Source organism: Raskinella chloraquaticus (SeqCode) (assembly GCF_021731865.1).
Classification (GTDB): Bacteria; Pseudomonadota; Alphaproteobacteria; order Rhizobiales; family UBA4765; genus Raskinella; species Raskinella chloraquaticus.
Genome location: NZ_JAKFWN010000010.1, coordinates 1 through 14,375, shown reverse-complemented (window position 1 = coordinate 14,375; position 14,375 = coordinate 1). Strand labels below are relative to the sequence as shown.

Here is a 14,375-nt window from a genome sequence, read left to right as displayed (position 1 = left end):
TGTGACCGACTTCTCGGCACGGGGCCCGCTTAAAAAAGAGGCCGGACGATCATGTCCGGCCTCCTGGTATCATCGCTCAGCGGATGGGCGGAGCATATTGCAGACCACCCTTGGTCCACAGGGCATTCAGGCCGCGCTTGATGCCAAGCGGTGTCTTCTCGCCAACGTTGCGCTCGAACGCCTCGCCGTAATTGCCGACCGCCTTGATGATCTTCAAGGCCCAGTCATTCGGCAGGCCGATGCCCTCGCCGAACTTGCCTTCGGTGCCAAGCAGGCGCTTGACATCAGGGTTGGTGCTTGACTTCGCCATCTCGTCGACATTGGCCTGGGTGACGCCAAGTTCTTCGGCCGTCAGCATGGCATAATGCGTCCACTTGACGATATTGCCCCAGGGATCATCCCCCTGGCGCCAGGCTGGTCCAAGCGGCTCCTTGGAAATGATGGTCGGCAGCACGACGTGATCGGCCGGGTTGGTGAGCTTGAGGCGCTCGGAGTACAGACCCGAGGCGTCCGTCGTGAAGGCATCGCAGCGGCCACTGTCATACGCCTTGACGGTTGCGTCAGCATCCGCAAACACCACCGGCTCATATTTGAGATTGTTGGAGCGGAAGAAGTCGGCAAGATTGAGCTCGGTCGTCGTACCGGTCTGCACACAGACGGTGGCGCCGGCGAGTTCCTGGGCCTTGGTCAGGTTGAGTTTCTTGCGAACAATGAAGCCCTGGCCGTCATAATAATTGACCGGGCCGAATTGCAGGCCAAGTGTTGTGTCGCGGCTCATGGTCCAGGTTGTGTTACGGGCCAGCACGTCGACTTCGCGCGACTGCAGCGCGGTAAAGCGGTCCTTGGCCGACAGCGGGACGAACTTGACCTTGTTGGCATCGCCGAAAATGGCCGCAGCCATGGCACGGCAGAAATCAACGTCGAGGCCCTTCCACACGCCCTTGTCGTCGGGCTGGCCGAAGCCGGCAAGTGACACACTCGATCCGCAGTTCAGAGAGCCCCGCGCCTTGACGTCGTCAAGTGTCGCGGCGTGAGCAACCCCGGCGCTCAGGACCAGACCTGCGGCCAGCGGTACCAATTTAAACTTCATGATGAGTTTACTCCATTCCCTGTCCGGTTGCTTGGTCGTTCTGCCCGTCCGGAGCTCCGGGCAGAAGTGAGAAGCTGCCATGAGCATGGCGGCTTCCGAAACTGATTGACGTATCTCAGGCCGGCTGCCTTGATGGCAAGCGACCACGGTGCACAGTTCAGCCTGTTTTTTGACGGCCAGACGTGCCCATCTCCAGAGTCTGCCACAAAGACGATGTATCCGGGAAGCCCCTCAGCATGACAAAAACTTCAGCACCTCTGGATAAATTTCAGCCAGAAACCCAGGTCGTCCTCGCCGGGCGCGACCCTTTTCGCTTCGAGGGCTTCGTCAACACACCGATCTGGCGAGGCTCCACCGTGCTGAAGCCGACGATCGAGGCCTACAACAATCGCGCAACCGCACGCTACACCTACGGGACCTACGGGACACCAACGACGGACGCGCTGGAAACCGCATGGTCAGCCATTTCGAAGGCTGCCGGAACGGTTCTGGTACCATCGGGCCTGGCCGCGGTCGCGGTGGCGCTGCAATCCTGTCTCAAGGCAGGCGATCATCTGCTGGTCACAGATTCCGTCTACCGGCCCACCCGCAATTTCTGCGAGAGTTTTCTCAAGCGCTTCGGCGTCGAGACGACTTATTACGATCCCCTCATCGGCGCCGGGATTACCAGCCTCATGCGAGCGAACACAACGGCGGTTTTCACCGAGGCGCCCGGCTCGCAAAGTTTCGAAATGCAGGACATCCCGGCCATTGCCAAAGCGGCGCATGACCATGGCGCTGTCTGTTTGATGGACAATACCTGGGCAACGCCCCTGCTCTTTCCACCCCATGAGCGCGGCGTTGATCTGGCGATTGAAGCTGGAACCAAATATCTCTCCGGTCATTCCGATCTGCTGCTGGGGCTTGTATCGGCCAATGAGCGGTGCTGGCCAGCACTTCGTCAAACATTTGATTCAATGTCTATTTGCGCCGGGCCGGAGGACGTGTTTCTGGGGCTGCGCGGCTTGCGAACCATGGTGCTGCGGGTGAAGGAGGCGGGCTGGCGCGGCCTTGAGATGGCGCGCTGGTTCGAGGCACGCCCGGAGGTAAAAGCGGTCTTGCATCCCGCCCTGCCGAGCCATCCCGGTCATGCCTTGTGGAAGCGCGATTTTCTCGGCGCAACCGGCTTGTTCTCGATCATTCTGCATCCCGTGTCCCCAGCCGCGCTGGCAGCGATGGTCGACGGGCTTGATCTCTTCGGTATCGGTGCCTCGTGGGGCGGCTATGAAAGCCTTGTCCTGCCCTTTGACTGTACGCCTTACCGAACGGCAACGCCGTGGGAGCCCGGCGGCCCGACATTGCGTTTCCAGATCGGCCTTGAGGATATCGGCGACCTGCAACGCGATCTTGCCGCCGGTTTCGATCGCCTCAAAGCCGCCAGCTGACTGGGCCGATCAGGACCGGGCGCCCTCACCATCGCGGGTCTTGGGAGTGCGCGCAATCAGAACAAGGTTGCGCACGTAAATGAACGTCGCCAATGACTGACCGATAATGATGATCGGTTCGCGCCTGATGATGCCGTAGACAAGCGTCATGCCGCCGCCGATGATCGAAAAAAACCAGAAGGCGGTCGGCACCACGCTGCGGCCGGCGCGCTCGCTGGCAATCCATTGCACGAGAAAGCGCGCAGTAAACAAAAGTTGGGCAATAAGGCCAAAAAGCAGCCAGAAATCAAAACGGGTGAAAAACACATCGTAGAGATAGGCGTAAAGATCCTGGCCGAACTGGATGATCATGGCCGCTGCTCCTTCGCGTTGGGGCGCGGGCCACGGCGGCGGATCAGCCACCACACGCCAGCCATATCGAAGAGGCCGACCCACAGGCGGTCAAAAAAGCCGTAATGGGACTGACCGCTGAGGCGGGGGCGATCAGCGACGGAATGGATGAGAATCGCGTATCCATCGCGCCTTACCAGTGCCGGGACGAAGCGATGCAAGCCCTGGAAATAAGGCAGTTGCAGGTACACATCGCGGCGCACCACCGTCAGTCCACAACCGGTGTCACTGGTGACGTCGGACAGGACAAGGCGACGGACGGCATTGGCGATACGCGACTGGACCCGCTTGAAGAGGGTATCACGACGCCTCTGACGTTCACCCTGGACCAGCCCCGTATCGGCTGGCGATGCTTCGAGGGCGGCGATCATCGCCGGCAGATAGGCGGGGTTATTCTGTCCGTCACCGTCAAGCGTCGCGATCAGAGGGGCGCGGGCGGCCCTGACGGCTGTGCGAATGGCGCCAGATTTACCGGCGCTGAATTCATGGCGGATGACGCGCAAATGCGGGCGGCTCACCTGCAATTCCGCGAGAATTTGTGACGTGCCATCATCTGAAGCATCGTCCACGTAAATGATCTCATAGGCGCCGCCCGGCGCCAATGCCGCCTCGATTTCGGTAATCAGCGGCAGAAGATTGTCGCGCTCGTTCTTGACTGGCACGGTGACGCTGACGCGCAAGCCTTGCTCCGCGCCGACAGAATTATACATGAATGCAAGCCTTTCGCGCCGCCAAGCGGTCCTTGTCGCGCTTCAGTTGGCGGCCTTATAGCTACATTCTTCCGCCAAGCCAAGGTGTGGGCTGCGAGGTGGCATGCGTGCTGGTTACGGCAGGCGACGCCAGATTTCCATGCGGCGCAAGGCGAAGCCGTTGACGTTGCGCCCGGTGACCTCACCGATCTTTTCAGCCTTCACGTGGAGAGCCTGCAATTGCTGCTGGAATTCATCGCTGATGAGTTCCCCCGCTCCGTTACGGCGCAAGGCATCGACAATCGCCAGCCGACAACCAGCCTGCGACAGAAATGACGCGCTACCGGCAACGTCGGCAAGATAGGTGTCGGTTCGGGTCAGGAAGACGAAGCTCGGTTCGGCATAGCCAGCGATGGCAAGCTGCGGACGCGGGCAGAGCGATATTTCATTGATCTTGTCGGCAAGCGTTTTTGACAACCAGATCGTACGCAGACCAGGCGCCGCGCTCTGCATCACGGCAAGATACAGCAGCGAGGCAACCGCAATCGATAACGGCACGGCCTCAGGCAGATGGCGACCGGCCAAGCGATTGACCACGAAACCAAGCAAGGCCGAGAGCACAGTGAAAACGATAGCGCCGTAAAGGACGACATCTTCCACCCGATAGACGGTGATGATGGCGGCAAAGCCGAGGAGCAGCGGGAACAGCCACAGGCCCACCAACCAGAATTGGCGCCAGCGCGCTGGCATGCCCGTCCCCATTCTGACAAGCGCGAGAGCGATCAGCCCCATGAGCGCTGGATAGGTCGGGAGCACGTAATGGGGCAATTTGGTGAAAACGACTTCAAACAGCACCCAGGTGGGCAATAGCCAGGCAAGAAGGGTCATCACGCTCTGGTCGCGCCGGTTTGCCCACAGCCACGGCCATGCTACCAGCAGGAAGGGCGCTGCCGGCCAGGCAAAGACCCAGAATGCGGCGGCATAATAGCCGGGAGGTCCCCAATGCTGCTCGGCCGCCCCGCCGATCTTTTCAAACATATCATGACCAAGGCTGCCCTGGAAAAAAGCGCCTTGCGTCTGCACGGCGATGGCGATGAACCAGGGAAGACTGATCAGCAAAACGAGCATCACACCATATATCGGGCGCAAGGCGCGCAAAAAGGCTGCCGAGCGGTGGTACACGACCAGCGTCGTCGCCGTCAGCCCTACGACGAGGGGGGTGATCGGCCCCTTGATCAGAAGGCCGACAGCAATCGCCAACCAGAAAATGAGCCAATTGCCCGTCTGGAGCACAGTCTTTGGGCCCAGATAGGCTCTGATCAACGCGCCCATGGCGGCCGTCGTGGTTGCCAGAAGAACGGCGTCGGTCTTGGCGATGCGTGCCTCGATGCCAAGCATAAAGGTGGCGGCCAGCAACATCGCCGCAATCAGGCTCTCTTGCCGACCGATCAGCGGCAAAAGCGCCCAGTAGGTCAGCAACACAGCAGCAAGCGCGCCAAGCAGCGATGGCAGACGATAAACCCAGATCGGCGCGTCGGCTCCATAACCACTGAGTGTCGCTATCCCGGCCTGCATCCAATGAATACCGACCGGCTTCTTGTTGCGCGCTTCCCCCTGATAGCGGATATTGATGAGATCGCCTGTCTCGATCATCTGCTTGCTGGCCTGGGCAAACCTGCCTTCATCACGATCCGTCGGCGGGATGACAAAAAAGCCTGGCAGACAACACAACAGGGTCGCCAATGTGAGTACAAGGCAGGCGCGACGATGCCCTGCGAGCGCAAAGGACAGCACTGCGCGGGACAATGATTGTGCCTGGTTGATCATCGTCACGTCCATACTTGCTCCAAGGGTCAGCGGTCTGCCTTCTAGCAGAGCAAAACAGGAGGGGAAGCGATTTGTCAGTCCTTTGTCGAAAGCGTGAGGATACGCGCCATACCCCTTAACTGGCACGATCCTTCCCGTCATATAACGTCACCGGGAACAGGAAGCCTGAATGACAGCAAGATATCCCAAGCCAGACGATCGCAATCCAATCGCAACCATGTCGACTTTTTTCGGGCGGGCAAGTGCGTGGTGCGCGCTGGCAACCGTTGTCGTTTGCGCCAGCGTGGCCATCTTGCGCTATGTGTTTGGCATTGGATTTCCGTGGATGCAGGGGCTTTACATCGCATTTTTTGCTGCTTGCATCATGGGCGGAGCAGCCGAGGTCTATCGCGCCAACGAACACGTACGTGTGGACATCTTTTCGCGCAGGCTCACGCCGCGTACACGAAACCTGATCGAGATCGCCGGAATCACGTTTTTCCTGACGCCATGGCTGGTCACGATCATCTACGCCTCGCTTGCCGGCGAGCACAGCTTCGTGCGATCGGCCTTTTCACAGCTGGAGGGCGCGGCCGTCGAAGGTGGCCTGCCCGGAGTGTTTTTGGTGAAAGCCCTGATTCCGCTTGGCGCGTTTCTGCTTCTGCTCCAGGGATTTGCCATCCTTTCACAGCGCCTGTCCGCGTTGGACGACACGAAAAATCGGCAGAAGTGATCCAGATCTTGGCCGACGCGCTGCCCATCCTCCTGCTGCTTGTGCTGACGATGGCAACGTTCGCCGGCTTTCCGATTTCCTTCACGCTAGGCGGCGCGTCTGTCATTTTTGCTGGTGTTGGTATTCTCACCGGCAGCTTCGAGGCAGCACTCCTGCTGTCGCTTCCCTCCCGCATCTTCGGGGCCATCACCAATGAGGTGCTGGTGGCGATCCCGCTCTTTCTGTTCATGGGGCACGTGCTGGAGCGCGCGGGGCTGGCGGAAGATCTTGTCGTATCCCTCAGTGCGCTCCTGGGCGGGCGAGCCGGCGGGCTTGGTGTTACGACCGTGATCGTCGGCGCGCTGCTTGCCGGCACGACAGGCGTCGTGGCAAGCGATGTGGTGGCGCTCGGGTTGATTGCGCTGCCTACCATGCTGCGCTCAGGCTACCGCGATGACTTTGCCTGCGGGATCGTCTGTTCCTCGGCAACACTCGCGCAGATCATCCCGCCGGCAACCGTCCTCATCATCATTGCCGACACGCTCAGCACCGCCAATCAGCGCGCCCAGGTTGAGCTCGGCAATTTTGCGCCTGCCAGTGTCACCATCAGCGATGTCTATGCCGGCGCACTGATACCGGGCCTGCTGCTCACCGCCCTTTACATCGCTTATGTCTGCGGGCGCGCCTGGCTGAAGCCGACGGATGCGCCTCCTGCGGCGGCGATCAGGCGCGCCAGCCTGATCGACATCGCCCGGGCGCTGCTGCCAACGCTCGCGCTCGTCGGCATGGTGCTCGGATCGCTGCTTGCGGGAGTGGCCACGGCAACAGAATCAGCCTCGCTCGGTGCCGTCGGGGCGTTGGTGCTTGCCGTTTACCGCGGCAAGTTCAGCGCCGGTCTCATCCGCCATGTGATGAGCACGACAGCGCGCGGCACGTCCATGATTTTCATGATCTTTATCGCTGCCTCGACGTTCGCTCTCGTCTTCCGTGGTCTTGGTGGCGAGACGATGATCGAGAACGCGTTGCGCGATCTTCCCGGCGGGCTGGCGATGGCGATGCTGGTGACGATGGCGCTCATCTTCGTGCTTGGCTGCTTTCTCGACACCTTTGAGATCGTCTTTATCGTCGTTCCCCTTTTCGCGCCGCCGCTCATCAAGCTGGGGGCGGACCCGGTATGGCTGGCTGTCATGATCGGGCTTAATCTGCAGACATCCTTCATCATGCCGCCGCATGGCTATACGCTCGCCTATCTGCGCTCGGTTGCGCCTGACAGCGTGCCGACCAAAGCGATCTGGCGAGGGGTGCTACCCTTCGTGGCAATCCAGCTCGTGGCGCTGATGCTGGTGGGGCTGATGCCGTGGCTCGCAACCGCGCTTCCCGACCGGATTTACGACGCCACCGCGCCTTTACCGGCCAGACCACCGTTCACGACCCTGCCGCGCACGGGCGAACCGCTGCAGCCGCTTGATCTCATCAAGCCGAATTAGGATCCAGGCCGCCCTTTGTTCGGATAAACGCTTCAACGTCGCCTAAGCCGATATCGTCCTTGATGTTGGTGAAGACAAACGGGCGGACCCCGCGCATGCGCCTGGCATCGACATCCATCTTGGCAAGATCAGCCCCCACATAAGGCGCAAGATCGATCTTGTTGATGACCAGCAAATCGGAGCGCGTGATGCCGGGCCCGCCCTTCGAGGGGATCTTGTCGCCTGCCGCGACATCAATCACGTAGATCGTCAAGTCAGCGAGTTCAGGCGAAAAGGTCGCGGCCAGATTGTCGCCACCCGATTCAACCAGGACCAGATCAAGCGCGGGGAACCGCGATCGCAGATCGGCGATCGCTGCGAGATTGATCGAAGCATCCTCGCGTATCGCGGTATGGGGACAGCCGCCGGTCTCCACTCCCAAAACGCGCTCAGCCGGCAGGGCACCGGAGCGGACAAGGAATTCCGCGTCCCATTTGGTGTAAATGTCATTGGTGACGGCGGCGATATCGAAATCACCCGATAAACGCTTGCACAGCGCATCCATCAGCGCCGTCTTGCCTGAGCCGACCGGCCCACCGACACCAACCCGCAACGGCCCATGAGGTGATTTTTGCATGTGATGCTCTTTCCAGTTTTTCATGCCTCAACCGTTCAACTGCGGAAGAGGCGGGTATATTGCGTTTCGTGCCTGAGGGAGGCGAGATCAGCGCGCAGGCACGATCCGCCAAGTTCATCCAGCGAGGCTATCTTCGCGCGCGATGCGGTATCACGCACAAGGGGCAGCAAGGCGGCGATGATGCGTTGTCCATCGCTCTGGCCAAGCGCGCTCAAGCGAATGGTTGCCGAAACGAGATTGGCGACAAAGGCGGAAAGATAGGCTTCAAGGGTTGGCGGCAACGCCAGATGATGGGCAGCAGCACTGGCCCCGACCGTCACCGCATAGGCGAGCGGGCCATCCCACACCTGGGTCAGCAATAAAGGCTGCGGTGGCGGCCAGGCCGCCATAATCGCATCGAGAAAGGCCCTGCCCTGCACCTGGCTTTCCAGCAAGCGCTCGCGCCCCGGCTGAAAAGCTGCCGCCAGTTCGGCAACGTCACGCAGGCAATCACCATCCCGCGCTGCCTCGGCGCGGCAGGCGTGAGCGAGCAAAATCGCGTCATTCATCCCGCTGCCATGGCACAGAAGATCGCCGATCCACGCTTCAGCACTTTCCCGGTCGGTTATGTCACCCGCTTCGACTGCCCATTCGAGGCCGTGCGAAAAGCTGAAGGAGCCGATCGGAAAGGCCGGCGAGAACCACGCTTGCAGCACCAGATAATTACCAGACGACACAGGCTCAGTGGTCATGCGTGTGATCGTGGCCATGATGGCGATGAGCATGATGGGTGCCGGACTGCCCGCCAGCGGCATAGGCACCGCTTTCGGGCTCGAACGGCGCTTCAAGCGCTACCACAATGCCGCCCAGACCCACGATCATCTCTTCGAGAACATGATCGCGGGCAATCCTGAGCTGGGTTCCCAGAAGCTCGGTCGGCACGTGACGATTGCCGAGATGCCAGGCGATGCGGATGAGTGAGGGGCCATCTTTCGCCGTGATCTTGACGAGCGATTCAGGCGCGGCGACGACTTCGATCTGACGGCCATCCTCCAGTATCAGCGCCGCGCCATCGGGAATAACCATCGCCTCGGGAAGATCGAGGAGAAATTCCACTCCGCCTTCTGCCTTCATCGCCAGCCGGCGGCGACGGCGGTCCTCGTGGGCCAGCACCACCCGGTCAGCGGGTGCGCCATGGAGATGGGCATGGACATGAGTGACGCGCAGCATGACGGAGCCTCTTGCGGATGATCGCGCCAAGAGATGCACGCCACCGCGCGCGAGGCAAGCCTATCTGCGCGCCGGCGAAGCGCCGATGAGATCAGCAATGCCGGCGGGACGCTGATTAATCGAGCCGGTAACATCTTTTTCAGCCTCAGCCTGCGGCGCCCTGCCCTCGTCGAAACCGTAGATATCCTCGCGGAACTGGATGGTGCCGTCTGCCGCCGCCCATCCGGTGAGATAAACCCAGATGACGGGCACCGGTTTCGCCAGCCGAATGTCGATGCGGGAGCCAGAGGCGATTTCGCCCTCAAGGCGGGCGCGGTTCCAGTCGGTTCCCTCCAGCGCCCAGGCGGCGAGCCCCACCACATCCTCGACGCGCGCGCAGCCCGATGAATGGAAGCGGGCGTCCGAGCGGAAGAGGTCACGCTGGGGCGTATCATGCATATAAACAGCGTGGATATTGGGCATGTCGAGGCGCAGACGACCGAGCGAATTGGCAGGTCCGGGGTCCTGCCTGATCGACACGTTGAGGCGGGTGCGCCCTGACCAGTCGACGCTTGCCGGATCAAGTTCGATCCCTCCCGGCCCGAAGACATGCATGCCATGCTTTTGCAAGAACAGCGGGTCGGCCTGTATCTTTGGCCCCAGATCATTGCGGATGATCGACGTCGGCACCGTCCATGTCGGATTGAGATTGATGGTGGCAAGGCGCGAGGAGACCAGTGGCGACTGGCGATCAGGGCGCCCGACGACAGCGACATGGCGCCGCGCCGTCTGGCCATGATCAACCGCCTCGATGGTGGCGCCGGGAATATTGAGGACGATATAGCGCTCGGGAAAAGAGAAATGCGTCTGGCGCATCCGCTCCAGCGTCATCCACATCTGCTTGAGGCGCATGTCGATGGGAACGGCTAATGCGCGCAACGTGCGCTCGCCGATTTTTCCGCTGGGGTTCAAACCATGCCGGCGCTGAAAATGCCGAACGCCCTCGCGGGTTCCCTGATCGAAGAGATCATTTTCGGCCGCGTCCGGCGCCATGTCGCGCATCAGGATGAGGCGCTGCTTGAGGGCTGCCACCGCAGGCCCCTCTGCGCCTTCCATCAATCCTGCGACGCTGGCCGGCAGATCAGGCCATCCGCCTTTTTCGTACAGCGCGCGGTAGCCTTCATAGGCCCAGACGGTGCGCTGATAGGTGACGGGAGAGAAGGCCGGTTCGCCCAATGGTTCAGCGCGCGCCGCCGCGCTGCTTGCGCAGAAAGCGAGGATCAGAACAGGCAGGCGAAACCACTGGAACATCATCGCTTCCGCTTCAAAACGTCGAAGCAGGTTCGATGAACTTGGTAAATTTCACCTGAAGAAATGGGAAATCGGCATCGCAAAATTTATCGACATTTTGCCGATACGCTCGCGACAGCGTGATTTGACGGTCGTCAAACCATTAAACTATGCAGACCGTCCCAAACACCGCGCCCAACAACTGGTTTTTCATCATGCAAGATATTCTCAGCGATATCCTCCAGACACTGCGCCTGCGCGGCAGTTTTTATTTCAGGCTGGGATTTTCCGCTCCCTTCGGGGTCGAGGTGCCGGCGTATAAACAATCCGCGCGCTTCCACCTGGTTGTGCAGGGCAATTGCGTCGTGCGTCTGGCAAACGGCCAGGCGCTGTCACTGGCAAGCGGCGATCTCGTGCTCATTCCGCGTGGTCAAAGTCATTGCATTCTTGATTCTGCGGAGAGTAACTACGCTCCGCTCGAGCATGTGCTGGAAAATGCCGGATATCGAGGCGAAGGTGTTGTTGTGGCGACACCGGCACCGCATGCAGCGACAAATGAGCTTGTTTGCGGCCATTTCACGTTTCGCGATGGCGCCAGCCATCCCATTCTGCAATTCCTGCCCGATGCCATTGTTATCACGGCTGCAATGCGCGCCCGTTTCGGCTGGCTTGATGACATCGTCCGCATGATGGCCCGACGGGTTTTTGAATCGCGCAGCACGCCCCACGACCAGGGGATGGTGGCGATCGTTCAACGCCTTGCTGAAGTGATGTTCGTTGAAATTCTGCGCGCCGGCCTCAGCCAGTCACCCGAGATGCAGCGGGTAATCGGCGCCTTCAGCGATGAGCGGATCGGCAAAACGCTCATGCTCATCCATACCCACCCGGAAAAGCCGTGGACAGTTGAAAGCCTGGCGAAAGAGATCGGCATGTCGCGCGCGCGCTTTGCTGATCAGTTCACCGAGCGTGTCGGCGAAGGGCCGGTGAGTTATCTGCGCGGCTGGCGGCTGCAACGCGCGGCAGCTCTGCTTGACGATACAAGGCTCAACGTACAGCAGATCGCGGCCAAGGTCGGTTATGAATCAACGGCTGCCTTTTCTCGCGCCTTCAGCCAGCGCTTCGGTATTGCGCCCAGCGAGTATCGCAGCGAAGCGGCCTGATAGTTGCAGATCGTCTCATATGTATTGCCAATAGACCGAAGTTAATCCTCTCTTGTTGTCTCAACGTCTCGCATGGGCCAAAAATCTTGGACCTTGTGCACAGGAGATTAAACATGCGTTTTGTTACACGGCAAATCCACGCCCTTATCGACTACCCCGTCGCCCTCAGCCTGATCGGCATGCCATTCCTGCTTGGTCTGGGTGCGACAAATCCGCTGGCCTTCTGGCTCTCGGTTGTCACTGGCGGCGCGGCGCTGGCGTTGACGATCCTGACCAATCATGAAACGGGGATCATCAAGGTACTGCCTTATTCCTTCCACGTGCTGGTTGATCGTCTGGTGGGAATAACCTTCGCCGTCGCCCCTTTCGTGCTCGGTTTCACCGGCATTGACGCCATTTATTATTGGGTCAACGCGGCAGCCGTCCTGCTCGTCACCTTTGTGCTCAACGCACCCGATGACGGCATGGCGCCCATGGCGGCCCGCTAAGCTGCATGTGTTGGGAGCGCGTCTCGTCTGATCAGGGCGGGATTGCGCTGCCAACAACATGATGGTGGCATGACCAGCGCCAGCACGGCGCGATCATCAACATCGACAGGCTTGGTCTGCTGAAAGGCAGCCCGGGCCTTTATTTTTTGCTCGGCCGCATTGCGTTTAAACGCATCACGCTATTTCAAAAAAACAGGTGGTGGGGGAAGCAGGACTCGAACCTGCGAAGGCTAAGCCAGCGGATTTACAGTCCGCCCCCTTTGCCACTCGGGACATTCCCCCATCCGGGTTCCGGCAAGGCAAAAGCCCGCCGGCGCCTCACCGGCTTTAGGCGCGGCAAGGCGTGGGCGGTCGTTATGGGGAGTGGGCGCCGGCCTGTCAACGGGCAGCGGGATAATTGGCAAGAGATTGACGCCGCCCGCCCGCCTGTTAAGTCGTGGGGCATGCGCAGCCCCTCTCCCCGCCCCGCCTTCCGCCCCAAGCCCCGCCATGTCCGCCACGGCTCATGGGAGGGGCGCCATGACGTCCAGCTCATCTGGGGGGTGCATGCGGTCGAGGCGGCGCTGGCCAATCCGGCGCGCCGGCTGCGCCGGATATTTGCCAGCGAGAATGGCTGGCACCGCGTCGAGGCGGTGGCTGCTGGCCGAATCAAGCCCGAGATCATGCGCCCGCAGGAGATCGACCGCCTACTGCCGGCCGACGCTGTCCATCAAGGATTGCTGCTGGAGGCGGACCCGCTGCCGGTGCTCGACGTCGAAGCGGTGCCGGAGACCGGCATCGTTCTGGCGCTTGATCAGGTGACCGACCCGCACAATGTCGGGGCCATTCTCAGAAGTGCGGCGGCCTTCGGCGTCACCACGCTGATGATGACCAACCGCCACAGCCCGGAAGCGACCGGCGTCTTGGCGAAGGCTGCCTCGGGGGCGCTTGAGCTGGTGCCCTTCTGTCTGGTGCGCAATCTGCGTCAGGGGCTGGCAAGCCTTGCAGCGCGCGGCTTCACCCGCCTTGGTCTTGACAGCGATGCGGAGAACGACATCACCACCCTGCCGCTCAAAGCGCCGCTGGTGCTGGTTCTGGGAGCGGAAGGCAAGGGGCTGCGGGCCGGCACCAGCGAGGATTGCGACATTCTCGCGCGCATCGCGCTACCGGGCAAGCTCACCAGCCTCAACGTCTCGAACGCGGCGGCGGTGGCGCTCTTTGCCACTCATCAGCGGCTGGCGCTGAGTGCGTGAGATTAAAAAAAAGCGCCCGGACGAACCGGGCGCTTTCACAAATATCGGATGCGTCGTTCAGCGGCAGACGCGACGATTCTGATAGGCGGCCACCCGACCATATTCGTCATAAAGGGGCTGGCGCTTGATGAAGCAACGCGGCTGGCGCACCACCACCTCGTCCTCTTCGTAATACTGGCCCTGCGGATGGGCGTAATAGACCGGGCCGGGGCGACCGTACACGGGTTCCTGCTGGTAATAGCGGGGCTGCTGGCCGGCAATCGCCGAGCCGACAATCGCCGCGCCAAGCAGCCCGGCCGCGACACCGGCGATGATCGGCACGCCATTATTGCGACGGCGATACTGGGCTTCCGCTTCCTGCGGCGCGAAAGCAGCGGCAAATGTCAGGGCGGCGAGCAGAGCAACCATCAATTTCTTCATCATCCCCTCCTAGAGATGGGTGGAACAGGGTACGGCGAAGGCCGGTCTGCCGTTCCATGACAACCTGCACAAAGTCTTAACCATCAGCGTATGAACGCGTTCTGAATAGATTATAAATCGCGCGCCAGCGCAACCAGCCAACGCAGCGTGCGATGACCGCTCGTCGTCAAGGTTAACCCGCAGTGGCGCTGAAAGTTCCGCCCGGGCGCTCGCGCTTCCCCGATCAGCGCCGGCGACGGGCAGCGCCCGGCTCAGCGCTCCGCCCCCTCTGGCCAAATCAATCGTCTTTGGCTAAGCACACGCCAGCGCCGGCGTAGCACAGCGGTAGTGCAGCGGTTTTGTAAACCGAAGGTCGGGAGTTCGATCCTCTCCGCCGGCACCAG

At 60.9% G+C, this 14,375-nt stretch carries 15 protein-coding genes and 2 tRNA genes; 7 read left to right on the top strand and 10 right to left on the bottom strand.

The features are described from left to right. Positions 1-76: 76 nt before the first annotated feature. Positions 77-1,090, bottom strand: coding sequence for an amino acid ABC transporter substrate-binding protein (locus tag ACINK1_RS04410; protein ID WP_376800585.1), 1,014 nt, complete (start codon positions 1,088-1,090; stop codon positions 77-79). Between the two features lie 236 nt (positions 1,091-1,326). On the opposite strand from ACINK1_RS04410, the gene metC reads away from it, so the two are divergent. Next, entirely contained in the window at positions 1,327-2,514 is a 1,188-nt protein-coding gene (metC, locus tag ACINK1_RS04405) for a cystathionine beta-lyase (RefSeq protein WP_376800584.1), read from the top strand. A gap of 9 nt (positions 2,515-2,523) precedes the next feature. Here the strand turns inward: metC and ACINK1_RS04400 are convergent, their stop codons facing one another. The 3 genes from ACINK1_RS04400 to ACINK1_RS04390 all read right to left on the bottom strand — a co-directional run bounded on the left by ACINK1_RS04400 (position 2,524) and on the right by ACINK1_RS04390 (position 5,420). After that, positions 2,524-2,865, bottom strand: coding sequence for a lipid-A-disaccharide synthase N-terminal domain-containing protein (locus tag ACINK1_RS04400; protein ID WP_376800583.1), 342 nt, complete (start codon positions 2,863-2,865; stop codon positions 2,524-2,526). Beyond that, a complete protein-coding gene (locus tag ACINK1_RS04395; protein WP_395760003.1) occupies positions 2,862-3,614 on the bottom strand; it encodes a glycosyltransferase family 2 protein in 753 nt (250 codons plus the stop codon). The genes ACINK1_RS04400 and ACINK1_RS04395 overlap by 4 nt, the downstream gene beginning before the upstream one ends. 114 nt (positions 3,615-3,728) lie before the next feature. Next, the gene (locus ACINK1_RS04390) at positions 3,729-5,420 is read right to left on the bottom strand and encodes an ArnT family glycosyltransferase (RefSeq protein WP_395760005.1); all 1,692 of its coding nucleotides are present in this window, start codon (positions 5,418-5,420) and stop codon (positions 3,729-3,731) included. A 169-nt stretch (positions 5,421-5,589) separates the two neighbouring features. On the opposite strand from ACINK1_RS04390, the gene ACINK1_RS04385 reads away from it, so the two are divergent. Both ACINK1_RS04385 and ACINK1_RS04380 read left to right on the top strand, forming a co-directional pair. Beyond that, positions 5,590-6,132 (top strand): TRAP transporter small permease subunit, encoded by a 543-nt coding sequence (locus tag ACINK1_RS04385; protein WP_376800580.1) that lies wholly within the window; start codon positions 5,590-5,592, stop codon positions 6,130-6,132. Beyond that, on the top strand, positions 6,129-7,598 hold the full coding sequence (locus ACINK1_RS04380; protein ID WP_376800579.1) for a TRAP transporter large permease subunit: 1,470 nt from the start codon (positions 6,129-6,131) through the stop codon (positions 7,596-7,598). Before ACINK1_RS04385 ends, ACINK1_RS04380 begins: the two co-directional genes overlap by 4 nt. Here the strand turns inward: ACINK1_RS04380 and ureG are convergent. The 4 genes from ureG to ACINK1_RS04360 are packed head-to-tail and all read right to left on the bottom strand — an operon-like array spanning position 7,585 to position 10,713. Next, a complete protein-coding gene (ureG, locus tag ACINK1_RS04375) occupies positions 7,585-8,214 on the bottom strand; it encodes an urease accessory protein UreG (protein WP_376800578.1) in 630 nt (209 codons plus the stop codon). The two genes, ACINK1_RS04380 and ureG, sit on opposite strands and share 14 nt — an antisense overlap. Before the next feature lie 35 nt (positions 8,215-8,249). Next, positions 8,250-8,945 carry an urease accessory protein UreF gene (locus ACINK1_RS04370; RefSeq protein WP_376800577.1) on the bottom strand — a complete coding sequence of 232 codons (696 nt, stop codon included), beginning with the start codon at positions 8,943-8,945 and terminating at the stop codon, positions 8,250-8,252. After that, the gene (locus tag ACINK1_RS04365) at positions 8,935-9,423 is read right to left on the bottom strand and encodes an urease accessory protein UreE (protein WP_376800576.1); all 489 of its coding nucleotides are present in this window, start codon (positions 9,421-9,423) and stop codon (positions 8,935-8,937) included. Before ACINK1_RS04365 ends, ACINK1_RS04370 begins: the two co-directional genes overlap by 11 nt. Positions 9,424-9,483: 60 nt before the next feature. After that, complete coding sequence (locus ACINK1_RS04360; RefSeq protein WP_376803031.1) at positions 9,484-10,713, bottom strand: murein L,D-transpeptidase; 1,230 nt, start codon at positions 10,711-10,713, stop codon at positions 9,484-9,486. 194 nt (positions 10,714-10,907) lie between these two features. On the opposite strand from ACINK1_RS04360, the gene ACINK1_RS04355 reads away from it, so the two are divergent. After that, positions 10,908-11,852 (top strand): cupin domain-containing protein, encoded by a 945-nt coding sequence (locus ACINK1_RS04355; RefSeq protein WP_376803032.1) that lies wholly within the window; start codon positions 10,908-10,910, stop codon positions 11,850-11,852. Positions 11,853-11,965: 113 nt separating this feature from the next. Continuing rightward, a complete protein-coding gene (locus ACINK1_RS04350; RefSeq protein WP_376800573.1) occupies positions 11,966-12,340 on the top strand; it encodes a hypothetical protein in 375 nt (124 codons plus the stop codon). A gap of 197 nt (positions 12,341-12,537) precedes the next feature. On the opposite strand, the gene ACINK1_RS04345 is transcribed toward ACINK1_RS04350, so the two are convergent. Further along, positions 12,538-12,622 (bottom strand) — tRNA-Tyr (locus ACINK1_RS04345). A gap of 161 nt (positions 12,623-12,783) precedes the next feature. Between ACINK1_RS04345 and ACINK1_RS04340 the strand changes: the two genes are divergently transcribed. Next, positions 12,784-13,572 carry an RNA methyltransferase gene (locus ACINK1_RS04340; protein ID WP_376800572.1) on the top strand — a complete coding sequence of 263 codons (789 nt, stop codon included), beginning with the start codon at positions 12,784-12,786 and terminating at the stop codon, positions 13,570-13,572. 57 nt (positions 13,573-13,629) lie between these two features. Here the strand turns inward: ACINK1_RS04340 and ACINK1_RS04335 are convergent, their stop codons facing one another. Continuing rightward, positions 13,630-13,992 carry a hypothetical protein gene (locus ACINK1_RS04335; RefSeq protein ID WP_376803033.1) on the bottom strand — a complete coding sequence of 121 codons (363 nt, stop codon included), beginning with the start codon at positions 13,990-13,992 and terminating at the stop codon, positions 13,630-13,632. A 307-nt stretch (positions 13,993-14,299) separates the two neighbouring features. Here ACINK1_RS04335 and ACINK1_RS04330 point away from each other — a divergent pair. Next, positions 14,300-14,374, top strand: a tRNA-Thr gene (locus ACINK1_RS04330). Position 14,375 lies beyond the last annotated feature (1 nt).

Coding starts and splice junctions, on each gene's coding strand:
- ACINK1_RS04355 (WP_376803032.1), top strand. CDS start 10,908: ATGCAAGATATTCTCAGCGATATCCTCCAGACACTGCGCCTGCGCGGC.
- ACINK1_RS04350 (WP_376800573.1), top strand. CDS start 11,966: ATGCGTTTTGTTACACGGCAAATCCACGCCCTTATCGACTACCCCGTC.
- ACINK1_RS04365 (WP_376800576.1), bottom strand. CDS start 9,423: ATGCTGCGCGTCACTCATGTCCATGCCCATCTCCATGGCGCACCCGCT.
- ACINK1_RS04370 (WP_376800577.1), bottom strand. CDS start 8,945: ATGACCACTGAGCCTGTGTCGTCTGGTAATTATCTGGTGCTGCAAGCG.
- ACINK1_RS04400 (WP_376800583.1), bottom strand. CDS start 2,865: ATGATCATCCAGTTCGGCCAGGATCTTTACGCCTATCTCTACGATGTG.
- ACINK1_RS04340 (WP_376800572.1), top strand. CDS start 12,784: ATGCGCAGCCCCTCTCCCCGCCCCGCCTTCCGCCCCAAGCCCCGCCAT.
- ACINK1_RS04390 (WP_395760005.1), bottom strand. CDS start 5,420: ATGATCAACCAGGCACAATCATTGTCCCGCGCAGTGCTGTCCTTTGCG.
- ACINK1_RS04385 (WP_376800580.1), top strand. CDS start 5,590: ATGACAGCAAGATATCCCAAGCCAGACGATCGCAATCCAATCGCAACC.
- ACINK1_RS04335 (WP_376803033.1), bottom strand. CDS start 13,992: ATGAAGAAATTGATGGTTGCTCTGCTCGCCGCCCTGACATTTGCCGCT.
- metC (WP_376800584.1), top strand. CDS start 1,327: ATGACAAAAACTTCAGCACCTCTGGATAAATTTCAGCCAGAAACCCAG.
- ACINK1_RS04395 (WP_395760003.1), bottom strand. CDS start 3,614: ATGTATAATTCTGTCGGCGCGGAGCAAGGCTTGCGCGTCAGCGTCACC.
- ACINK1_RS04410 (WP_376800585.1), bottom strand. CDS start 1,090: ATGAAGTTTAAATTGGTACCGCTGGCCGCAGGTCTGGTCCTGAGCGCC.
- ACINK1_RS04360 (WP_376803031.1), bottom strand. CDS start 10,713: ATGTTCCAGTGGTTTCGCCTGCCTGTTCTGATCCTCGCTTTCTGCGCA.
- ureG (WP_376800578.1), bottom strand. CDS start 8,214: ATGCAAAAATCACCTCATGGGCCGTTGCGGGTTGGTGTCGGTGGGCCG.